This is a genomic window from Shimia sp., assembly GCF_049116215.1.
GTDB lineage: Bacteria > Pseudomonadota > Alphaproteobacteria > Rhodobacterales > Rhodobacteraceae > Shimia.
In genome coordinates this window covers 910,337-931,336 of the sequence record NZ_JAGDZB010000001.1, presented here as the reverse complement: position 1 = coordinate 931,336, position 21,000 = coordinate 910,337, and the positions used below count along the sequence as shown (strand labels likewise).

At 58.2% G+C, this 21,000-nt stretch carries 19 protein-coding genes; 15 read left to right on the top strand and 4 right to left on the bottom strand.

The genetic code is table 11. The annotated features are described in order from the left end of the window. Nucleotides 1-92: 92 nt before the first annotated feature. From JXR15_RS04390 to JXR15_RS04355, 8 genes are all read left to right on the top strand, one after another. Nucleotides 93-1,451 (top strand): ABC transporter substrate-binding protein, encoded by a 1,359-nt coding sequence (locus JXR15_RS04390; RefSeq protein WP_422052010.1) that lies wholly within the window; start codon nucleotides 93-95, stop codon nucleotides 1,449-1,451. 76 nt (nucleotides 1,452-1,527) lie between these two features. Further along, nucleotides 1,528-2,754 (top strand): carbohydrate ABC transporter permease, encoded by a 1,227-nt coding sequence (locus tag JXR15_RS04385; protein ID WP_422052009.1) that lies wholly within the window; start codon nucleotides 1,528-1,530, stop codon nucleotides 2,752-2,754. Between the two features lie 11 nt (nucleotides 2,755-2,765). Beyond that, nucleotides 2,766-3,929: a carbohydrate ABC transporter permease gene (locus tag JXR15_RS04380; protein WP_422052008.1), complete on the top strand. Its 1,164-nt coding sequence runs from the start codon at nucleotides 2,766-2,768 to the stop codon at nucleotides 3,927-3,929. Nucleotides 3,930-3,998: 69 nt separating this feature from the next. Further along, nucleotides 3,999-5,663 (top strand): alpha-glucosidase family protein, encoded by a 1,665-nt coding sequence (locus JXR15_RS04375; RefSeq protein ID WP_422052007.1) that lies wholly within the window; start codon nucleotides 3,999-4,001, stop codon nucleotides 5,661-5,663. After that, nucleotides 5,656-6,777 carry an ABC transporter ATP-binding protein gene (locus tag JXR15_RS04370; RefSeq protein WP_422052006.1) on the top strand — a complete coding sequence of 374 codons (1,122 nt, stop codon included), beginning with the start codon at nucleotides 5,656-5,658 and terminating at the stop codon, nucleotides 6,775-6,777. The genes JXR15_RS04375 and JXR15_RS04370 overlap by 8 nt, the downstream gene beginning before the upstream one ends. 271 nt (nucleotides 6,778-7,048) lie before the next feature. Then, the gene (locus JXR15_RS04365) at nucleotides 7,049-7,954 is read left to right on the top strand and encodes a phosphate/phosphite/phosphonate ABC transporter substrate-binding protein (RefSeq protein ID WP_422052005.1); all 906 of its coding nucleotides are present in this window, start codon (nucleotides 7,049-7,051) and stop codon (nucleotides 7,952-7,954) included. A 2-nt stretch (nucleotides 7,955-7,956) separates the two neighbouring features. Next, nucleotides 7,957-10,407 carry a response regulator gene (locus tag JXR15_RS04360; RefSeq protein ID WP_422052004.1) on the top strand — a complete coding sequence of 817 codons (2,451 nt, stop codon included), beginning with the start codon at nucleotides 7,957-7,959 and terminating at the stop codon, nucleotides 10,405-10,407. A gap of 58 nt (nucleotides 10,408-10,465) precedes the next feature. Then, nucleotides 10,466-11,704, top strand: a complete 1,239-nt coding sequence (locus JXR15_RS04355) for an NAD(P)/FAD-dependent oxidoreductase (protein ID WP_422052003.1) — start codon at nucleotides 10,466-10,468, stop codon at nucleotides 11,702-11,704. 63 nt (nucleotides 11,705-11,767) lie between these two features. Here the strand turns inward: JXR15_RS04355 and JXR15_RS04350 are convergent, their stop codons facing one another. From JXR15_RS04350 to JXR15_RS04340, 3 genes are all read right to left on the bottom strand, one after another. Then, the gene (locus JXR15_RS04350; protein WP_422052002.1) at nucleotides 11,768-13,264 is read right to left on the bottom strand and encodes a heme biosynthesis protein HemY; all 1,497 of its coding nucleotides are present in this window, start codon (nucleotides 13,262-13,264) and stop codon (nucleotides 11,768-11,770) included. A 10-nt stretch (nucleotides 13,265-13,274) separates the two neighbouring features. Then, a complete protein-coding gene (locus JXR15_RS04345) occupies nucleotides 13,275-14,561 on the bottom strand; it encodes a COG4223 family protein (protein WP_422052001.1) in 1,287 nt (428 codons plus the stop codon). A gap of 73 nt (nucleotides 14,562-14,634) precedes the next feature. Then, complete coding sequence (locus JXR15_RS04340) at nucleotides 14,635-15,330, bottom strand: uroporphyrinogen-III synthase (RefSeq protein WP_422052000.1); 696 nt, start codon at nucleotides 15,328-15,330, stop codon at nucleotides 14,635-14,637. An 81-nt stretch (nucleotides 15,331-15,411) separates the two neighbouring features. Between JXR15_RS04340 and tsaD the strand changes: the two genes are divergently transcribed. From tsaD to JXR15_RS04315, 5 genes are read left to right on the top strand one after another with little or no spacing between them, the layout of a single operon-like run. Further along, complete coding sequence (gene tsaD / locus JXR15_RS04335) at nucleotides 15,412-16,509, top strand: tRNA (adenosine(37)-N6)-threonylcarbamoyltransferase complex transferase subunit TsaD (protein WP_422051999.1); 1,098 nt, start codon at nucleotides 15,412-15,414, stop codon at nucleotides 16,507-16,509. After that, nucleotides 16,506-17,459, top strand: a complete 954-nt coding sequence (locus JXR15_RS04330; protein WP_422051998.1) for an NAD(P)H-dependent glycerol-3-phosphate dehydrogenase — start codon at nucleotides 16,506-16,508, stop codon at nucleotides 17,457-17,459. Before tsaD ends, JXR15_RS04330 begins: the two co-directional genes overlap by 4 nt. 3 nt (nucleotides 17,460-17,462) lie before the next feature. Beyond that, entirely contained in the window at nucleotides 17,463-17,738 is a 276-nt protein-coding gene (locus JXR15_RS04325) for a YciI family protein (RefSeq protein WP_422051997.1), read from the top strand. Continuing rightward, complete coding sequence (locus tag JXR15_RS04320) at nucleotides 17,738-18,157, top strand: EVE domain-containing protein (RefSeq protein WP_422051996.1); 420 nt, start codon at nucleotides 17,738-17,740, stop codon at nucleotides 18,155-18,157. The genes JXR15_RS04325 and JXR15_RS04320 overlap by 1 nt, the downstream gene beginning before the upstream one ends. A gap of 45 nt (nucleotides 18,158-18,202) precedes the next feature. Next, the gene (locus JXR15_RS04315) at nucleotides 18,203-18,598 is read left to right on the top strand and encodes a DUF1761 domain-containing protein (RefSeq protein WP_422051995.1); all 396 of its coding nucleotides are present in this window, start codon (nucleotides 18,203-18,205) and stop codon (nucleotides 18,596-18,598) included. Nucleotides 18,599-18,948: 350 nt separating this feature from the next. Here JXR15_RS04315 and JXR15_RS04310 read toward each other — a convergent pair whose 3' ends face one another. Next, complete coding sequence (locus JXR15_RS04310) at nucleotides 18,949-19,290, bottom strand: DUF2853 family protein (RefSeq protein WP_422051994.1); 342 nt, start codon at nucleotides 19,288-19,290, stop codon at nucleotides 18,949-18,951. Nucleotides 19,291-19,491: 201 nt separating this feature from the next. Between JXR15_RS04310 and JXR15_RS04305 the strand changes: the two genes are divergently transcribed. Both JXR15_RS04305 and JXR15_RS04300 read left to right on the top strand, forming a co-directional pair. Beyond that, a complete protein-coding gene (locus tag JXR15_RS04305) occupies nucleotides 19,492-20,490 on the top strand; it encodes a Gfo/Idh/MocA family protein (protein WP_422051993.1) in 999 nt (332 codons plus the stop codon). Beyond that, on the top strand, nucleotides 20,487-20,903 hold the full coding sequence (locus JXR15_RS04300) for a VOC family protein (protein ID WP_422051992.1): 417 nt from the start codon (nucleotides 20,487-20,489) through the stop codon (nucleotides 20,901-20,903). Before JXR15_RS04305 ends, JXR15_RS04300 begins: the two co-directional genes overlap by 4 nt. The last annotated feature ends 97 nt before the right edge of the window (nucleotides 20,904-21,000 follow it).

The following is a 21,000-nucleotide window of genomic DNA, read 5'->3' as shown; positions in this document are numbered from 1 at the left end:
ATAGTGGCAAGCGGCCCAATTTCTTGCCCATTGCTTTTTTCAAAGCGCTTTGGTAAATTGGTTTCCAGTTCATGAAACTGGGAGGAACTCTCATGAAACCGACTCTTTACGCAGGCGTGGCCGTTCTGGCGCTGACCGCCAGCGCTGCGATGGCGGATGGCCATCTGAAATTTGCACCCGGCGAAGGCGCCTTCAGCTGGGACAGCTACAAAGCATGGGCCGAAAACGCGCCGGACCTGTCCGGCCAAACCGTGACCGTGGCCGGCCCTTGGCTGCAGCCAGAAGATGACGTCTTCCGCTCTGTTCTGGCGTATTTCACCCACGCCACAGGTGCTGAGGCGATCTACACCGGCTCCGACAGCTTCGAGCAGCAAATTGTGATCGACGCCGAAGCAGGCGCCGCCCCCAACATCGCTGTATTCCCACAGCCGGGCCTTGCCTCGGATTTGGCGGCACGTGGCCTGCTTCACCCGCTGCCAGCTTCGATGAACGCCTGGACCGTGGACAACTACGGCGCCGGCCAAAGCTGGGTTGATCTGGGCACCTATGCTGACAAAGCTGGCGCAGATCAGCACTACGGCTTCTTCTACAACGTCAACGTGAAGTCTCTCGTCTGGTACGTGCCGGAAAACTTCGAAGACGCGGGCTACGAAGTGCCTGAGTCCATGGAAGACCTGCGCGCCCTGACCGAGCAGATCGTGGCAGACGGTGAAACCCCATGGTGTGTTGGTCTGGGGTCCGGGGCGGCAACGGGTTGGCCAGCCACCGACTGGGTTGAAGACATCATGTTGCGCACTCAGCCAGCAGAGGTTTATGACGATTGGACCACCAACAAAATCGCCTTCAACGACGAGCGCGTAGTAGCCGCGATCGAAGAGTTTGGCTGGTTTGTGGGTGACGATGCCAAAGTCTCCGGCGGCGCCGGTGCCGTGGCCACCACTGACTTCCGCGACAGCCCCAAAGGCATGTTTAACTCGCCTCTGGACTGCTACATGCACCGTCAGGCGTCGTTTGTGCCAGCCTTCTTCCCAGAAGGTATTGAGTTTGGTGAAGACGTCGATTTCTTCTACTTCCCGTCTTACGACAGCAAAGACCTCGGCAACCCGGTTCTGGGTGGCGGCACCCTGATGGCGATCACCGATCCCTCTGATGCCACCTCCGCGCTGATGGAGTTCTTCCAGCTGCCAGTGGCACACGAAGTCTTCGCCGCACAATCCGGCTTCCTCACACCGCACAAAGGCGTGAACCCAGAGACCTACCTGAACGACGCCCTGCGTGGTCAGGCGGACATTCTGGTGAACGCGACCACCTTCCGCTTTGATGGTTCCGACCTGATGCCAGGCGGTGTCGGCGCAGGCTCTTTCTGGACCGGCATGGTTGACTTCACCAGCGGCAAAGACGCTGCAACAGTCGCCACCGAGATCCAGGACAGCTGGGACGCACTGAAGTAAGCCTAGCGCTTATCAAACTGCTGCCTCGCGCACTTCTGCGCGGGGTAGCCAACCAAAACTCGGGGGGGAGAGCGTCATGTCACCAGCACTGCTGGGTCTTGTGACCATCGTCATCGGAGTGGGCGGATGCCTCGGGTATTTCTACTTCTCCAATCTATTTCTGGACAAAGTTCTGTTTCCGGCAAGCGGCCCAAACGCGGGGCGCAATATCAACCGCGCCAATATGGTCCGCCCCTGGCTGTTCCTTGGCCCTGCCATTGTCGCGCTTGGCCTCTATCTCGGCTACCCTGTGTTTGAGACCTTGCGTCTTTCCCTGACCGACCGCACCCAAGACGGCGCTTTTGTAGGCCTCGCCAACTACCAACAGATGTTTGCCGAACCCAAGTTCTGGGAAGCGATGCGCAACAACATGCTTTGGCTGATTGTTGTGCCCGCCGCCTCCACCGCTTTTGGTCTGCTCGCGGCACAGCTCACCGACCGCATCAAATGGGGCGCTTTTGCCAAGTCATTGATCTTTATGCCGATGGCGATCTCATTTGTGGGTGCTTCGGTGATTTTCAAACTGGTTTATGACGCCCGCCCCGCAGGCAACGAGCAGATCGGCATCCTCAATGCCGTCTGGATGCAATTTGATGGCGGCTTTGGTTCTCTCTTGTTTCTCAAAATGCTCCCAGTTGTGATCCTTGCGGTCTTTGCCGCCCTGGTCGCCTACATTGGCTGGCTGCTGCTCCGCCCCATCCTGTCCGGCAGCGACAATATTGTAGTGAAGGCGCTTCGGGCCATTTCTGGCTTGATCAGTCTCTGGATTGCTGTCGTCGCCCTGCGCAACATCTTCGACGTACTCGGCACAGATCTTCCTTATGGACAGCCACAATCCTGGCTCACCATGCCGTTCTACAACAACTTCTTCCTGATGGTGGTGCTCATCTGGATCCAAACTGGTTTCGCCATGGTGATCCTCTCCGCCGCCCTGCGCGGCATCCCGGAAGAAACTGTGGAGGCTGCCATTGTCGATGGCGCCAATCCGTTTCAGATCTTCTTCAAGATCAAGGTGCCGCAGATTATGCCCACCATCGTGGTGGTCTGGACCACCATCACGCTGGTTGTGCTCAAGGTGTTTGACATCGTTTTTGCGATGACCAACGGCCAATGGGAAACCCAAGTTTTGGCCAACTACATGTACGACAAACTGTTCCGCGCCAATGACTGGGGCGTCGGCTCCGCCAGCGCCATCATCATCATGCTGCTCGTCTCCCCGATCCTGATTTGGAACGTGGTGCAGGCCCGCAAAGAAATGCGCTGAGGAGAGAGATCATGGACAACATCGCAGGACGCAAATCCGGTCTCTCCTGGGCGGTGAACCTCTCCGTTGTGGCGTTGGTGCTGCTCTGGCTGTTCCCCACAGTGGGCCTTCTGGTCTCCTCCTTCCGCACGGCTGATCAAATCTCCGCCTCCGGCTGGTGGAAAGCCCTGTTCCCGTCTGAACAGGTGGTACAACTGCGCACCGGCGGTGCAGAGGCTGCAACGCAAGAGGGCGACCTCTGGGTGGTCGAAGGCAATCTGCTGGAAGACTCCGAAGAAGGCCCGGCGCCGGGTGCAGAAATCACCCGTTTTGGCGTGTCCTCCAAGGCTGTGGATGCCTTTGCTGTGGGTGAAACCACCACCTTTGCCAAAGACACCAAGACCTTCACCATGGACGCCGCTGGCACCTACCGCTTCACCTCCACCAAAGAGCTGAAAAAGCGCGGTCAACGCGTGTTCATCACCGCCACTTTGCCGCCAGAATTCACCCTGGCCAATTATGATCAGGTTCTTCTGTCCGGCAACAGCAACGACAGCATGACCAAGGCGTTTCTCAACACGCTAACAGTCACTATTCCAGCCACAATCATCCCAATTGTGATTGCCGCCTTCGCTGCCTACGCCCTGGCATGGATGGAATTCCCGGGGCGTGCGCTCCTGATCGCAGCGATTGTTGGCCTTCTCGTGGTGCCTCTGCAACTGGCACTTATTCCGTTGCTCAAACTGCACCTCAACATTGGCATCGGCAAAGGTTATCTTGGCGTCTGGCTGGCCCACACCGGATTTGGTCTGCCCCTCGCGATCTACCTGCTACGCAACTACATGTCCGGCCTGCCCCGCGATATTATCGAAAACGCTAAGGTCGACGGCGCCACCGACTTTCAGATCTTCACCAAGATCATCCTGCCGCTGTCCTTCCCGGCGCTGGCTTCCTTCGCCATCTTCCAATTCCTCTGGACCTGGAACGACCTGCTGGTCGCCAAAGTGTTCCTGATCGACAGCACAGGCAACACCACTGTGATGACCAATCAGATTGTCGAATTGCTCGGCACCCGCGGCGGCAATTGGGAAATCCTCGCCACAGCAGCCTTTGTTTCCATCTCGGTACCGCTGCTCGTCTTCTTTGCAATGCAACGCTACCTGGTGCGCGGCCTTCTAGCCGGCTCCGTCAAGTAAAAACAGACACTAACATGGCCCAAACGGGCCTCACTATCGGACACAACCATGACTTATCAGGACCCGACCATGACCAATGATTCCGCACTCATCACAGACCCCGATTGGTGGCGTGGTGCGGTGATCTATCAGATCTACCCGCGCTCCTACCAAGACAGCACCGGCGACGGCATTGGCGACCTCGCAGGCATCATCCAACGCCTGCCGCACGTGGCTTCGCTTGGCGTGGACGCCATCTGGCTGTCCCCGTTTTTCACCTCGCCCATGTTGGACTTTGGCTATGACGTGTCTGACTACCGCGATGTCGACCCGATGTTTGGCACGCTCTCAGACTTCGACGAGCTGATCGCCAAGGCCCACGAGCTCGGCATCAAGATCATCATCGATCTGGTTCTGTCCCACACTTCCGACCAACACCCGTGGTTCATCGAAAGCCGTGCAGATCGCACCAACGCCAAAGCCGATTGGTTTGTCTGGGCGGACCCCAAGCTGGACGGCACACCACCCAACAACTGGCTCTCCATCTTTGGTGGCCCGGCTTGGCAGTGGGACACCTCCCGTCAGCAGTACTTCCTGCACAACTTTCTGGCCGAACAGCCAGACCTGAACTTCCACAACGCCGAAGTGCGCCAGGAACTGCTCGATGTCGCCCGCTTCTGGCTGGATCGCGGCGTGGATGGCTTCCGTCTGGACACAGTGAACTTCTACTACTGCGACGCGCAACTGCGAGACAACCCAGCCCTACCCCTGGAAGAGCGCAACGACAACATCGCGCCCGCCGTGAACCCGTACAACCATCAGGAACACCTCTACGATAAGAACCAGCCGGAAAACCTTGGCTTCCTGCAAGACCTGCGCAGCTTGCTCAACGAGTATGACGCCATCACCACCGTTGGCGAAGTGGGCGACAGCCAGCGCGGCAGCGAAATTCAGGCAACCTACACCGGCGGCGGCGACAAGCTGCATATGGCTTATGATTTTGCCCTGCTATGCCAAGCCCACCCCACCGGCACCCGCGTGGCGGAGGTCATGCAAACCGCCGAAAGCTTCGGCAGCGACAGCTGGGGCTGCTGGGCCTATTCCAACCACGACGTCGAACGCCACGGCTCCCGCTGGAACCTTTCCGACGCGGCCCAGCGCACCTACGCCGCTTTGCTGATGTCCCTGCGTGGCTCTGTCTGCATTTACCAAGGCGAAGAGCTTGGCTTGTCAGAGGCGGACGTGGCTTTTGAAGACCTGCAAGACCCCTACGGCATCCGTTTCTGGCCGAAATTCAAAGGCCGCGACGGGTGTCGCACACCAATGGTGTGGAAATCCGACAACCAAAGCGGTGGCTTCTCGGACGGCAAGCCTTGGCTGCCTGTCTCCGCCGAACACCTGCCAAAGTCGGTGGAGGCACAAGAAGATACCCCCAGCTCCATGCTGAACTTCTACCGACGCCTGATCGCCTTCCGCAAAGAGCAGCTGCCGCTTCTAAAAGGCATCTTTGAGTTGCTCCATGCTGATGACACCCACATCCGCTTTGTGCGTGAACACAACGGCCAAAGCATCCTCTGCGCCTTCAACCTCTCAGACGACGCGCAAAGCTTTGATCTACCCGCTGGTGCATGGACCATCGATCCCAAAGCGCCCTTCACCATCAGCCGCGACGGCGCGACAGTGACCCTACCCGCCTGGCAAGCTGCGTTTGCCGTCACACAAAGCGCTAATTCGGGAGACAACGGCAATGGCTGATCTCATACTCAAAGGCGTCGCAAAGTCCTACGGCCCGGTGAACGTGCTCGCCAACATCGATCTGGAGATCGAAAAAGGCGAGCTAGTGGTCTTTGTTGGCCCCTCAGGCTGTGGCAAATCCACCTTGCTGCGGATGATTGCAGGGTTGGAGCACATCACCTCCGGCACATTGGAAATTGATGGCACTGTGGTCAACGATGTACCGCCATCCGAGCGCGGCATTGCCATGGTGTTCCAATCTTACGCGCTTTATCCGCACCTCACCGTGCGCGAAAACATGTCGTTTGCGCTCAAAATTGCCAAGATGAGCACAGAAGAGATCAACGCGCGGGTCGACAAAGCCGCCAAAACGCTTCAGCTGCACAACCTGCTTGACCGCCTGCCAAAAGAGCTCTCCGGGGGCCAGCGTCAACGTGTTGCCATTGGCCGCTCCATTGTGCGCGACCCCAAGGTCTACCTCTTTGACGAGCCGCTTTCCAACCTCGACGCCGCCCTGCGTGTGGCCACCCGTATCGAGATTGCCCAGCTCAAAGAGTCCATGCCCGACAGCACCATGGTGTACGTGACCCACGACCAGGTCGAAGCCATGACATTGGCCACCCGCATCGTGGTGTTGGCCGGTGGTGGTATTGCCCAGGTTGGCACGCCGCTGGATCTCTATGAGCGTCCTGAAAATGAATTTGTTGCCCAATTCATCGGCTCTCCCGCCATGAACCTCCTCCCCGGCAAGATCACCGGCACCGGCTCGACCACCACAATCGCGTTGGATGCTGGGGGCACGGCGTCCTCCTCCGTGCCTTCCTTGCCGGAGGACATGGGGCGACAGGTCAACATCGGCGTGCGCCCCGAAGACTTGATCACTACCGATGGCGACGCTCTCTACACCGGTACTGTGAACATCACCGAGGCTTTGGGCGAAGTGACCCTGCTGTATTTTGAAGCACAAGGCAGTGCGGAACCAGTGATTGGCAAACTGCAAGGCATCCACCGAGACCTCAAAGGTAAACAGGTGTCGCTGACGGCCGATCCCTCCAAGGTGCATGTGTTTGCCGACACCCAATCGCTGCTCTATCGCGACCAACCGATCAAGCACATCGAAAAGAACGCGCATTAGCGCCAATTTTCCCGATAAACGGGAAATTGGTGTTACCCCCGCAAATATCTGGCGCGAAAAGACTTTTCGCGGCAACCTTTGATCATGGTGCACTGCAAAGGCGAATCACATGGTTTTTTTCTGGCTCCCGGGGCGGCGCCAGAAAGCAATTTTACAAAAAATTGCAGGAAAATTACCGCACATTTGCGGATTTCCGGCTCTTCGCCGCATTCATTAAGCGATGGTTTAGACTTTCCTAATACCGCCTTTAGGAGGTCATAAAACGTCTCGGATGCCGATGTTCAAAAGGATCATACTTTGCTTTGTATTCAGCCTGACCTGGCTGACCGCCTCCTGGGCGCAGGCAGAGACTCTGAATCTTGGCACCCTAAACGAAGGCATCCGCGGTCAAATGCGGATCTTTGAGCCCCTGCTCACCTATCTCGAGGACGAGCTGGAAGACTATGGCATCTCCGAGGTGCGCCTGGTGGTACATCCAAGCACACAGCTCATGGCGGAGGCCATCTCCCGCAAAGAGGTCGACATCTTCATCGACAGCCCAATGGTGGTTGCCAAAGTGGCCCAGCTCTCCGGTGGTGTGCCGTTCCTGCGCCACTGGAAAGACGGACAAGCCAGCTACTACGCTGTGATTTTCACCCATGTCGACAGCGGCATCACGTCGCTGGACGACTTGCGCGGCAAACGCATAGCGCTAGAGGACTACGATTCTTCCTCCGGTTTTATTGTCCCCGCCCATATGCTGCTCACTGCTGGGCTGCGCATCAAAAAATTACGGGCGCCAACGTCCTCTCATAACGGCGAAGAGGTTGGATACTTTTTGACCTACAATGACAAAAACACGATGTTTGCGGTGGCCGCCGGACGTGCCGACGCCGGTGCCACAAATCAAAGAAACTACCTGGACCTCATGGAAGCCCGCCCTGATGAATTCCGCGTGATTGCGATCTCGGAGAGATTTCCGCGCAGCGTGCTGATGCACCGCCCCGGACTGCCGGAAGCGCTCTTGGATGAATTGCGCTACACTCTCAAAGTCATGTCCACTTCGAAAAACGGTCAAAGCGTTCTCAAAAACTTCCAAAACAGTGCAGGATTTGATGAATTTGCTGCGGGATCAAAACGCACTTTTGCACCTATATTCGAGATCCTGCAGGACCTCGAAGACGCGGGGATAAACTAACCATGTCCGCAACTGACGACAAAACCAACACCCGCATGTTAAAAATGCGAAAATCCCTGACGTACGGTCTGGGACGTCGGATGACGTTGTACTTCGGCCTGATGATTGGGGCCTTTGTCTCAACCTTGATCTACCTGAACACCATCACTCAGCTGGAATTGGTGCACACCCGCTTCTCAGAGCGCTCGGACTCACTTGGCATTCTCATACAGGAAGTCACTCTTCCCTACCTGTTTGAAGGCCGCCCCGCAGAGCTCGACATCATCTATCAGGAGCTGATGCGCCAACCGGACATTCTGTCATTGCGCTTCATTGATCCGGAAGGGTTTCTTCTGGTCAACGGCTCTTCTGAGGGCAACGCCTTGTTCTTGGGCAGGGTCGAAGACGCGCTTGTGAACGAAGCCGTCGCCTCCGAAACAACCCATATCCGCAACTTAGAGGGACGCATTCAGGTCGCGGTCCCGGCGATCTACGGCAACGTAAACTACGGCACCATCCGCTTTGATCTGGACGGCACCGCTGCCAACCGCGAGGTCAATCTGGTGCTGCGCCGCAACCTGATGTTTGGCGTGTTCTTCACTCTCACCGGTATTTTGCTGTCGATCTGGATTTCCCGCCGCCTGACCGAACCTCTTGCCCGCCTCAACAGCGCGACCGAACGCGCCGCCAAAGGCAACCTGAACCAGTCCATTGTGATCCGGACCAATGATGAGGTCGAAAGCCTCGCCGACAGCTTCAACCTGATGCTGGGCAACCTGCGCGCTTGGGTGAAATCCTTAGAAGACACCCAAACCAAGCTGGAGATTTCCTCGGACGACCTCAATGCCAAAAACGCCGAACTGCAGGTTGTGGCCGAACAGGCCAAAACCGCCGAGAAGGCCAAATCACAGTTCCTCGCCCGCATGAGCCATGAGATCCGCACCCCTATGAACGGTGTGCTCGGCATGACCGAACTTCTGTCAGATACGGACCTCTCCAGCAATCAACTGGGCCTCGTGGATTCAATCCATACGTCTGGCACCACATTGCTCAATATCATCAACGACATTCTGGACTTCTCCAAGATTGACAGCGGGCATATGACCCTGCGGGAGGAAGCCTACCGCCCGTTGGAGTTGGTCGAGAACACGGCGCAAATGTTGTCTTATCAGGCTGGTCAAGCGGGGGTGGATCTCATCACCCGGGTTGCGCCAGATGTGCCGAAATCCCTGCTTGGCGATGAATCTCGCCTTAAGCAGGTGATCATCAATCTAGTTGGCAACGCACTGAAATTCACTGACGAAGGTTATGTGCTGATCAATGCCACGCTGAAGGACGAAAACGGCCAACCCTTTATGCAGGTGGACGTTTGTGACACTGGCTGTGGCATCCCTGAAGAAAAACTTGCCTCAGTGTTTGATCAATTCACCCAGGTCGACGGCTCCTACAGCCGCAAACATCAGGGCACCGGACTTGGCCTGGCAATTGCCAAAGGATTTGTCGAACTCATGGGCGGCCGCATTTGGGTGAAATCCACTGTCGGCACCGGCACAACCTTCACTTTCAATGTGCCTCTGTCCCAACCGGACACACCGCTGCCGTCGCAACCAACCGACAACGCGGACCTGAACCAGATGAAGGTCCTGGTGCTGCAATCCGAACCAACAGCACTGTTTGTGATGAACGAAGTGATTTCCTCCTGGAATGGTCAGGTGGATACCTACGACAGCGCCAAGGGCGCGCTGGAGGCCATTCACGAGGCACAGGAAGCCGCCGCGCCATACAACCTAATTCTGACCGAAATGGGCCTGCCGGACATGGATCGTCAGGATCTTTTCCGTGCCATCCACGCTGCCAAAGGCGACGCCCCCACCCGTGTGGTTGTATTGCGCCCGATGAACGATGCTATCCATCACACAGGAGAGGAAACCCACCTGACCACCGGCGAAGTCATCAAACCGGTGCAGGCTCCGAAACTTCTGGAAGCTCTACAAACACCCCTTGTGCGCCCGAAAACGCCACTTACCGAGCCGCCTGAGACGGTTGTGGGCACCGCAAACGGGGTGCAAAGCAAGCCGGTTGCGGCTGAACTGAAGGCGCCCGTTTCCGAAAAAACAATCCTGATTGTGGATGACAATAAGACCAACCGGAAACTGATCGAAATCTTCCTCAGCCGTCTGGGCGTCAGCCACCATTCCGCCAGTGACGGGGAAGAGGCTGTGGAAATCTACCGCGATTGCCATCCGGATTTGGTGCTGATGGATGTCTCCATGCCAGTGATGAATGGCCTGGAAGCCACCCGCGAAATCCGCCGACTGGAAGACGCAAACGGGGATTTCCAAACCCATATTATTGGTCTTACCGCCCATTCGGCCCCTGAAGACCGCGAAGCCTGCCTGGACAGCGGCATGAATGCCCACATGGCCAAACCCATCAAGCTGGCGCAACTCAAGAATGTGATCGCACAACTCTGATTGCAAAGTTGATCGCCGCTTGGCAACACTGTCCCAACGCCAAATGAGGGGACAAAACATGCCGCAAAATGTGCTGGTGATTGGGGCAGGCATCGTGGGCGCGTCCACCGCTCTGTGGCTGCGCCGCGCAGGGCATTCCGTGATCCTTCTGGACAAGAACACCCCCGGCATGGGCGCCTCCTTTGGCAATGCCTGCCTGTTGGCTAGCTGTGCCGTGGTGCCAAATGCCACACCGGGCCTCGTGACCAAAGCCCCGGGCTACCTGCTCAATCCAAATTTCCCGCTGTTTCTGAAATGGGCCAACCTGCCGCGTCTGACCCCGTGGTTTTTGAAATACCTCGGCTTTGCCAACGATACGGACGCCCGCCGGTTCACCCGCGTGCTGGCGGATCTGATTGGCGACAGCGTGGATCAACACAAGGCACTGGCCAAAGGCACCGCCGCCGAAAGCTTCATTGCCGACACAGACTATCTCTACGCTTACAAAGACCGCGCCGCCTTTGAGGCCGACAAATACACCTGGGACCTGCGCGCCAGTGTTGGATTTGTCCCCGACATCATCGAAGGCCCCGCTGTGCAGGAACTGGAACCGATCCTGGACGCGCAAACCTCCTTCCTCGCCGTGAACAAAGATCACGGCTACATCCTCAACCCCGCGGGCTACGTGCAGGCGCTGGTGGACACGTTCATTGGCATGGGCGGGCGGTTTGTGCAGGCCGAGGTGCGTGACTTTGAGCTCTCCGGCGGGCAGGTCACTGCTGTGATGACCGATCAGGGCCAGTTTGACTGCGGCCGCGCCGTGTTGTCCTCCGGCATCTGGTCTAAACCGCTGATGCGCAAGCTGGGCTTCACCGTGCCGCTGGAAACAGAACGCGGCTATCACATCACCTTCAAAGAGCCCTCCATCCGGCCCAACCACCCGATGATGATTGCCTCCGCTAAATTTGTCGCCACCCCGATGCAGCACGGATTGCGCTGTGCTGGCATCGTGGAGTTTGGCGACCTGTCGGAGAAGAAATCCAAAGCCCCGCTGACTCTATTGCGCCGCCGTGTGGCCGAAGTCTTCCCCACCATGACCGCAGACAGCGACGAAGAATGGCTTGGCTTCCGACCGTCCCTGCCAGACAGCTTGCCCATGGTGGGTGAGATAGGTCAGAGCGGCGTTTATGCTGCTTTTGGTCACCAACACGTGGGCCTCACCGGCGGGGCCAAAACCGGGCGCCTTGTGGCGGATCTGATCTCCGACGTGCCTCCCAATATCGACCTCTCGCCCGTAAGCCCAATGCGGTTCAACTGACGCCAAAAGCAAAACAGCGCCGCCCAAAGGCGACGCTGTTTGCATGTGTCTCAAACAAAAGTCTTAGGCAGACTTAAGCGCTTCCTTTGGTGCCTCTTCAGTCTCCGCAGAAGCCTCCGTGGCCTCGCCTTCCACCACATCAACCTCTTCGGCGCCCTCAGCCTCTGCCTCGGAATGATCCTCCAACGCCCCGATAATCAGCGGCAGCATCGCCGCACCGGTTTCGCTCAACCCTTCGGTCTCCGGTGGCGCGGTCCAGCTCAGCGTGTCAAAGCTGTGGCAATTGTCACAGGTTGGCGCCCACTCCGCATGAATGTTGTGGCAGGTGTCACACACCCACTGCGGGCCACGTGGCGAACTCAACGCCTTGGCCAGATAGCCTTTCACAACCGCATCATTGGCGCCTTCGCCCCGCTCAATCGCCGCCATGATGGTCAGCGAGCGTTGGGTGGCGTCACTTTCCACCAGATCGCCCAGCGCGCGCCGTGCTTCAGGGAAATCTTCAGCTGCAATATACAGCTCCGCCATCAGCATCTTGCTCTCCGCATGGCTGGCGGTGTTTTTGGTCAGGTTTTTGAACCGCTTGATCCGCGCCTCTGGGGTTTCCTCCGGCGCAATCTCGGCAAAGGCCGCCGCCAAATCCGGATGCGGCTGCGCATCCCAGGCTTTCTTGATCAAACGCGTGGCATTGCGCGGCTTGCCTTTGCCCACATAGCCCCGCGCGGCCATCACCGCCGCCGGGATCAGGTCCGGTGACAAACGGTTCGCCTCAATCGCCTGCTCCTGCGTCTCGATGCTGGCATCGTCCGCGATCAAATCCTTCGCCTCAGACAGCGCCAAAACCGCATCACGGCGGCGATGCACGTCACGCGGCAAGGTGCCATGGCGCAGCTTCGCATTCAGCGTGCCCCGCGCGCCTTTCCAGTCTTTGCTCTCGGTCTGCAGACGCAACAGCGTATCCTGCACCTCAACATGGCGCGGCTTCAAAGCAAAGGCGTTCTCCGCCAGCTTCAACGCCACCTCGGTGTTCCCGGCATCCAGCTTCTGCTTCATCAGACCACGAATGCCCACAAACCGCGTGCGCTCATCGGTCAGCAGCTTCTTGTAGGTCTCTTCCGCCTTTTTGCTGTCGCCACTCATTTCCGCCGCCTGCGCCACAATCAGGTTGGTCAACTCCGGCTTATGCAGCTTTTTCTCGGCCAGCCGCGCCTTCTCCATCGCCGTGCGCCCCTCACCAGAAGCCAGCGCGGTCACACTATCCGCCAGCGCCTGATAGCCCTTCTTTTCGCGGTTGCGGTCAAAATAGCGGCTGATCGCGGTTTCATCCCCATTCAGGAACTTCAGCGTCGCCACCAATAGGCCCAGCGCCTTGATAAACAGCCAGACCGTAGCCACCAGCGCAATCAAGCCCAACGCAGTTTGAAACGTTGTAAAGTGCGCTTCTTGTCCAGCGACGGTGATCATAATGCCACCCTCGCTCTCCATCAGATAGATCGAGCCAAAAGTCAGCCCAGCAACAATGGCAACAAACGCAATAATTTTGATCAGGGACCAGAGCATGAAACGACCCTCAGTTGGAGTTTAGGGTTTGCGCCAGATCTTCGGCGGCTTGCGTGGCGGCAGCCCGGGTCTGCGCTTGCGCCACCCACTCTGCCATCACAGTTTTTGGCCCCTCGGCCAGTGTATCCAGTTCGGCCAGCGCCGCGGTTATGTTACCAGTTTTTAACGCCGCTTCGGCCCGGCTCAGCACAGCATCCGTATCAGAGCCTTCCTGCGCCTCTACAGAACGAACATTCAACTGTTTCTTCAAAAAATTGCCCAGCTTGTTGCCGCTGCCCGCGTCCACTTTGTCTTCCCGCGCCTTTGCTAACGTCGACCGCGCCGCATCCGGATAGCTTTCGATCAGCGCCGACAGGGTGATCACACCGCTGTCCGCATGATCTTCCAGCACCGCCGCGACACTTTTGCCGGTGGAGGAGCGCAGATCAACCACCGCAGCCCGATACGGCGCGCCACTTTCCAGCGCCGCCACAATGCGCGTCACAGACGAACGGGCCAAAGCTGCTTTCGCAGATAGATCCGCTTTGTCTTTCAACTCAGAGGCCTCGGCCTTTTGCGCCGCAACCAGATCTTTGAGGTCTTTCACTTCCCGCTCATAAGCCGCAATCGCGGCTGCGCCGAGACCTTCGCTCAGCGGACGTTTCTCAATCTCAGTCAGCCGTGCTTCCAGGGCGGTCGCCGCCTCAGACACGCGTGCCATCTCCGCTGTCAGTGTCGAGTTCAACGTGCCCAGCTCGGCCGCCGCACCGCTTGCCGTGGTTTCTGCGGCATTGGCCAAATCGGCATTTGTCACCTGAGCTGCCTGAAGCGCAGCAAGCGCTTCAGCCTGAGCTTCAAGCTTGGCCGTCATCTCGCTTAGAGCCTTTTCTGTATCCGCGCCCAACCCAAGCTGATCGCCAAAATACACCGCTCCGCCAAATCCAATCACCGCCGCAATCACACCGCCAAACACCATGGGCACAAAGCCCCCTTTGCGCGCGGGCTCCTGTGCTGTCGGCGTGGGCGCAGGGGTCTCGGCCACCGGTTCCTCCACTGGAGCCTCTACGTCCACATCATCTTCCGCAGCCGCGTCATCTTTGGGCTCTTCAATCTCTACGGGAGCCTCATCAGCGTCATCGTCATCAGCAGCCTCTTTGGCCGCATCCGCAGAACTGGAGTCCGATGCGCCCTCCGGCGTCACCTCCTCAACAATTTCCGCGTCCTCGACCACATTTTCTGCGTCGGCTTGCGTATCGGTTTGATCCTGTTGATCAACCTGATCTTTGCTTGGCTTGTCCGATTTATCCGTGGTTCCCACAGGTCACCCTTTCGAATCCGTTTTTTGCAAATGCAGCACCAATCTAGGCGAGCAATCCTCGTGTCTCAATGCATCACCCTGCGTCTAACAGTCTCGCCACCGCATTTGCCATGGCTTTTGCCTCTTTTTTCTCCGCCAAAACAACTGTTTCCACAGGAAATGCCCCCAATGCGGCCTGTACGGCCTCACTCATCACAACCACATGAAGCGGGGCATAATACGGCCCTTGCTCAGCAAACTGCGCTGCCGCACGGGGCGAAAAAAGGGGAACAATCACTGGATTCTCCCGCATTAGGGCCGTTTTTGCGCGCTCTGACAGCGGATGTGCAGCTTGGCGATAAACCACCACCTCACGAGTTTGTATCCCGACTTTGGTCAAACGCCCGGCCAGATCGCCCCGCGCAACTTCCCCGCGAATATGCAACAAAGGGCCTTTGGGGGCATCGGCCAAAACCCGCGCATAAAGCGACTCCGCGTCACCATCCGCCGCGACCGCACGCCAGCCTTTGGCCCGCGCCGCCTCCGCCGTTGCTTCGCCAACGCACCAGGCAGGCAAATCATGCCCCGCAACCGCTGCAACCGCGTTGCGCGAACTGAAGAGCACTCCAGAGATATTGGTCAGGTCCACGTCGGCCTCAGTGGGCACAATCTCGACAATCGGTGAAAATGCGACCTCGGCAGTGACTCCCATATCCGCCAACAGCGCGGCAAACCCCTCTGCATCGGCCAATGGCCGGGTCAGCAAAATCAAAGGGGTCACATCTGCCATAAGGCCCACCACTGTTGTTTGAGGCGTCCTGTGGTGTTACCTGCCAACAAACCTCCGCGCAACGGCAAGGACCTGTGACACATGGACGGCCCGCTCACCATTCTTGGCATCGAAAGCAGCTGCGACGACACCGCCGCCGCCATCTTGCACCAACCCATTGTGGGTGATGCCGAGATCCTGGCTTCTGTTGTGTATGGCCAAACCGATCTGCATGCCCCGTTTGGGGGTGTGGTTCCGGAGATCGCCGCCCGCGCACACGCGGAAAAGGTCGATCTCTGCGTTGAGGAAGCACTGACGGCCGCCAACGTCTCCCTGTTGGATGTGGACGCCATCGCCGTCACCGCGGGCCCCGGCCTCATCGGCGGCGTCATTTCTGGCGTGATGTGCGCCAAAGGCCTCTCGGCCAGCCTTGGCATTCCGCTCATCGGCGTGAACCATCTTGCCGGTCACGCCCTGACCCCGCGCCTCACCGATCAGGTGGCCTTCCCCTACCTGATGCTTTTGGTCTCCGGCGGCCATTGCCAATTCCTGATCGCCCACGGCCCGGAAAACTTCTCCCGGCTCGGGGGCACCATAGATGATGCGCCGGGCGAAGCTTTCGACAAAACCGCCCGCCTGCTTGGCCTGCCCCAACCCGGCGGCCCGGCTGTGCAAGCTGAAGCCACAAAAGGCGACCCCAAACGCTTCCGTTTCCCGCGCCCGCTTCTGGATCGTCCCGGTTGCGACATGTCTTTCTCCGGCCTCAAAACCGCCCTGCTGCGCCAACGAGATTCCATCATCGCAGAGAAAGGCGGCCTGCCCGTGCAAGACCGCGCCGACATGTGCGCCGGGTTTCAAGCCGCTGTTGTTGATGTGCTCGCCGAGAAAACCCGCCGCGCGCTGGACACCTATCTGGCTGAAAATCCCTCAGAGCCTCTATTGGCCGTCGCTGGCGGCGTGGCGGCAAACACCGCCATTCGGGCCGAATTAGAGACTGTTTGCGCCGACAAAGGCGTGACTTTCTCCGCGCCTCCGCTGGCGCTTTGCACCGACAACGCCGCGATGATCGCTTATGCTGGTCTGGAGCGCCACCGCACCGGCGCGCGTGACGGCATGGACCTCTCCGCCCGACCGCGCTGGCCGCTCGATCAAACCGCCCCCGCGCTTTTGGGTAGCGGCAAAAAAGGAGCCAAAGCATGATTTCCGTTCTTGGCTCCGGGGCATTTGGCACCGCCCTGGCCGTCGCCTTTGCCCACAGCGGCACCTCCGTGACCCTCTGGGCCCGCAATGCCGACGCCGCCAAATCCATGCAGTCAACCCGCACTAACCCACGCCTGCCCGGTGTAAAGCTGCCAAAAGCAGTCTCTGTGACAGCACAATTTGACGATGCGCTCACCGATGTGGTCCTGCTGGCGGTTCCGATGCAAAAGCTGCGCGGCCTGCTGGAAGACCATCCAGAACTCTCCGGCCGCACGCTGATTGCCTGCTGCAAAGGCGTCGAGCTTGGCACCCAACTTGGACCGGTCGCCGTGATCCGCGATGTGCTGCCCAACGCCACCCCGGCGATCCTCACCGGCCCCAGCTTTGCCGCCGACATCGCCCGTGGCCTGCCGACAGCACTGACCTTGGCCATCCCGGAAGACACCACCGGAAAAGCCCTGCAACAGAGACTGATTTCACCCAATCTGCGCATTTACCGCACCACCGACACTGTCGGTGCAGAGCTTGGCGGCGCGCTCAAAAATGTCATCGCCATCGCCTGTGGCATTGCCATTGGCGCCGGGCTTGGTGACAGCGCCCGCGCCGCCCTGATGACCCGTGGCTATGCCGAAATGAAACGCATGGCACAGGCATTGGGCGCAAAACCCGACACGCTCTCGGGCCTGTCCGGTTTTGGCGACCTCACCCTGACCTGCTCATCTGAACAATCTCGCAACTACAGCTTTGGCCTCTCTCTCGGACGCGGCGATGCCTATGACCCCACCGTCACCGTCGAAGGCGCAGCCACCGCGCGCGCATCCCTCGCACGCGCCAAAGCCATGCAGGTTGACATGCCCATCACCCAAGCCGTCGTCGCCATCCTCGATGGGGGCTTGCAAATCCGCGACGCCATGGAAATGCTGCTCGCAAGACCACCCAAGGAGGAATAATTCATGCTGATCGCACTCATCGCCAAAGACAAACCCGGTGCCCTAGAGATACGCAAAGCCAACCGCGACGCCCATGTTGCCTATCTCAAAGGCTCCGGCGACACGATCATGATGGCTGGCCCTTTTCTGAATGATGCCGGCGACATGTGCGGCTCTCTCATCATCTTGAACGTCGCCGACATGGCAGAGGCTGAGACCTGGGCCGCAAACGACCCCTACAAAGCCGCCGACCTCTTCGCTTCAGTTGAGCTAAAAGCCTGGAACAAGGTGCTCGGCTGATGCGCTATTGGCTGTTCAAATCCGAACCCTCAACCTGGGGCTGGGACCAGCAGGTGGCCAAAGGCGACGCAGGCGAGGAATGGGACGGCGTGCGCAACTACCAAGCGCGCAACTTTATGCGAGAGATGGCCGTGGGCGACCGCGGCTTTTTCTACCATTCTCAGAAAGAAAAGTCCGTCGTCGGCATTGTTGAAGTCTGCGCCGAAGCCCACCAAGACAGCACCACCGATGACCACCGCTGGGTCTGCGTCGATATCAAAGCCGTCAAGCCTGTGAAAAACCCGGTGCCCCTCGACATGATCAAAGCGGATCCTCGGCTGACCGAAATGGTGCTGGTGAAAAGCTCGCGCCTGTCCGTACAGCCGGTCACGGAAGAAGAATGGGACATCATCCTCGAGCTCAGCGGTTCTCAAGGCTGAACAATTGGTGATACTCTCACCAGAGAAGTATACGGGGGGAGTTCCATGGCAATTCTATCGGTGCTGGCGGCTGCGCTGTCCTCATATGTACTGGGTGCTGTTTGGTACATGATACTCGCAGGCCGATGGACCGAAGCTGCCAAAATGACCGTCGATGAAGCGTCAAGGCCAAGCAACTCTGGAAATCCAGGCCCTTACATAACAGCTTTTGTATGCGCGGTTATGGTTGCAGGCATGATGCGACACATTTTTTCGCTGTCCGGCATCGATACAATGGGCGAGGGGCTGATCTCTGGACTTGGGGTTGGACTCTTTTTGGCTGCCCCCTGGATTGTTACTATCTACAGTTTTGCTGGCCGAGATCGCGTTTTGATGCTGATCGACGGCGGCTACGCCACACTTGGTTGCGCCACCATGGGTCTGGTGCTCACGCTGTTCTGAGCAGGCCCGCTCGGTAGAAAACACTCCAAAATCAAAAAGGCGCCACTCGTTAAAGAGCCGCGCCGACATGCCATAAGGAAGTCATGTAGGGAAATTAAAACATAGGGGGTCTGTCTCCGCTCCAGCCAGACCCCCTATGCACCCCGCGTGTATCCCATACCACCACACGCGTTCTGTAAACTTGGGTCCGGCCATCCTAGCCCGACATCACATGTGTAGCCCAATTGAACTGATCCGTTCAATTATCAAGTATCTACAATCTGAGCGGTTCCCGCAGCACTTTGGCAACCAAACGCAAAACGCGCCCGAAACCCTCAGGTCCCGGACGCGCCAAACCGCGAGTGGTGGTTTTACCCGTAGTGGGCCTCTTTGCCGAAGTGTTTGGTCAGCATGTAGTAAACAACAGCCCGATACTTGTTACGCTCAGACTTGCCGTAAGTCTCAATCACAGAGTTGATGGCATCCATAAGCTCAGGACCATCACTCATACCCAACTTCTTGATCAGGAAGTTGTTTTTCACAGTTTCCAGTTCCGCTGGCTGGGAGCCAGCCACCGTGGACGCATCATCGTTGTAAATCGCCGGACCACAGCCGATGGTCACCTTTTCCAACAGTGTCATATCTGGCTCGATGCCACATTTGTTCTTCAGATCGTCTGCATATTTCGCGATTAACTCGTCCCGTTTGCCCATCTGATATTCTCCCAATTGTCGATAAATGCGCTTGAAGTAGTGGTCTGCGCGGCGTCCTTGAGACCTTTCTTATAGTTGACGTACACGTCACTTAAGGGGAAAGACCACGCCTGTTCCCCCTTAGCACAGATCCCGCTGGTCATTTGAAGAATCGCTGCCTAGGCTGACCCTCTGCGCTTTTTCACACCACAGGAGGACGCGATGCTGCGTTGGGGTATCCTTGGAACCGGCTTCATTTCACACGCCATGCTGGGTGCGATCCGCGACAGTGAGGGCTCCTCGGTGGCAATGCTCTGTGGCCGCAATGAAACCGCGCTGTCCGACCTTTCCGCGCGATACGGCATTACGCAAACCACCACCGATCAAGCAGAGCTCTTTGCCAATCCAGAGGTGGACGTGATTTACATCGCCCTGCCCAACCACCTGCACCGCGCCGCCACCGAAGCTGCGATGACGGCAGGCAAGCCTGTGCTCTGCGAAAAATCCCTGACCACCACTATGGAGGACGCCCAAGCGCTGATCGCCTCGGTGCAGGCCGCAACCATCTTCTTTACCGAAGGCCTGATGTATCTCGCGCACCCCTTCATGCAGCAACTGGTCACCGTCCTGCGCGATCCGTCTGTGGGCGAATTGCGCTCCGTCTCCGGCTTCTACGCCGCCGACATCTGGCAGGTGGTGAACCCCGCGGGCGGCGGTACGCTCTACAACCTCGGCTGCTACCCCGCCTCACTCTTGCATCTGGTGGTGCAAACCATGTGTGGCGAAGACGCCTTTGCCTCCCGATCCCTCACCGCTTTTGGCAACATCGGCAAGGACAAAACTCTGCAAGACGCCAGCCTCTCCGTGCGCTTTGACAATGGCGTGCTTGCCAACCTGATGAGCACAGACAGCCACGGCATGGCCCATGAATTCATCATCGTGACCACCAAAGGCACGCTGCGCTTTGCCACCAACCCCTGGTTACCCGTCGCAGGGGAAAACAAAATGATCTGGCAGCCTTACGAAGGACCAGCGCGGGACATCATGGTCGAAACCAAACACGACGCGTTTTATCATCAGACAAAAATGGTCGAACGCGCGCTCGCCGCAGGCGCCAAAGAGGCGCCGCGCCCCTCTCCCCGTCTCTCAGACAGCCTAGAGATCATGCAGTTCCTGACAGACTGGGAAGCCACCGCATTAAGTCAGGACACCGCCCGATGATCGGTTACGTCTGCGTCGGCTCCAACGACATCCCCCGCGCCAAACGCTTTTACGCCGCCTTCCTGCCCGCTCTGGGCTACAGCGTGAAAGAAGGCCCCGAAGGCCTCAGCTACACCCTGCCCGTCCCCGAAGGCCAACGCCCGCTGTTGCCAGACTTCTATGTGAAACCGCCGTTTGACGCTCAAACCGCCTCCGCTGGCAACGGCGCCATGGTGGCCTTTGAAGCCACGAACCAAGCGCAGGTCCGCTCCCTACACGCCGCCGCCCTCGCTGCTGGCGGCACGGACGAAGGCCAACCCGGCTTCCGCGCCGACTATGGCCCGCACTTCTACGTCAGCTACCTGCGCGACCCGGACGGCAACAAAATCGCGATTTATTCAAGCGATCCAAATGAGGCTGGGCGGGATGGGTAACACCCTCTCGGAACTCATTTCGCTCAAAAAGGGTGAATACATACTGAGTGCTTCCAAGCCAAAAGCTCAGTCTTCTCACTCTCTAGTCACCCCTTGC

Coding starts and splice junctions, on each gene's coding strand:
- JXR15_RS04390 (WP_422052010.1), top strand. CDS start 93: ATGAAACCGACTCTTTACGCAGGCGTGGCCGTTCTGGCGCTGACCGCC.
- JXR15_RS04385 (WP_422052009.1), top strand. CDS start 1,528: ATGTCACCAGCACTGCTGGGTCTTGTGACCATCGTCATCGGAGTGGGC.
- JXR15_RS04380 (WP_422052008.1), top strand. CDS start 2,766: ATGGACAACATCGCAGGACGCAAATCCGGTCTCTCCTGGGCGGTGAAC.
- JXR15_RS04375 (WP_422052007.1), top strand. CDS start 3,999: ATGACCAATGATTCCGCACTCATCACAGACCCCGATTGGTGGCGTGGT.
- JXR15_RS04370 (WP_422052006.1), top strand. CDS start 5,656: ATGGCTGATCTCATACTCAAAGGCGTCGCAAAGTCCTACGGCCCGGTG.
- JXR15_RS04365 (WP_422052005.1), top strand. CDS start 7,049: ATGCCGATGTTCAAAAGGATCATACTTTGCTTTGTATTCAGCCTGACC.
- JXR15_RS04360 (WP_422052004.1), top strand. CDS start 7,957: ATGTCCGCAACTGACGACAAAACCAACACCCGCATGTTAAAAATGCGA.
- JXR15_RS04355 (WP_422052003.1), top strand. CDS start 10,466: ATGCCGCAAAATGTGCTGGTGATTGGGGCAGGCATCGTGGGCGCGTCC.
- JXR15_RS04350 (WP_422052002.1), bottom strand. CDS start 13,264: ATGCTCTGGTCCCTGATCAAAATTATTGCGTTTGTTGCCATTGTTGCT.
- JXR15_RS04340 (WP_422052000.1), bottom strand. CDS start 15,330: ATGGCAGATGTGACCCCTTTGATTTTGCTGACCCGGCCATTGGCCGAT.
- tsaD (WP_422051999.1), top strand. CDS start 15,412: ATGGACGGCCCGCTCACCATTCTTGGCATCGAAAGCAGCTGCGACGAC.
- JXR15_RS04330 (WP_422051998.1), top strand. CDS start 16,506: ATGATTTCCGTTCTTGGCTCCGGGGCATTTGGCACCGCCCTGGCCGTC.
- JXR15_RS04325 (WP_422051997.1), top strand. CDS start 17,463: ATGCTGATCGCACTCATCGCCAAAGACAAACCCGGTGCCCTAGAGATA.
- JXR15_RS04320 (WP_422051996.1), top strand. CDS start 17,738: ATGCGCTATTGGCTGTTCAAATCCGAACCCTCAACCTGGGGCTGGGAC.
- JXR15_RS04315 (WP_422051995.1), top strand. CDS start 18,203: ATGGCAATTCTATCGGTGCTGGCGGCTGCGCTGTCCTCATATGTACTG.
- JXR15_RS04310 (WP_422051994.1), bottom strand. CDS start 19,290: ATGGGCAAACGGGACGAGTTAATCGCGAAATATGCAGACGATCTGAAG.
- JXR15_RS04305 (WP_422051993.1), top strand. CDS start 19,492: ATGCTGCGTTGGGGTATCCTTGGAACCGGCTTCATTTCACACGCCATG.
- JXR15_RS04300 (WP_422051992.1), top strand. CDS start 20,487: ATGATCGGTTACGTCTGCGTCGGCTCCAACGACATCCCCCGCGCCAAA.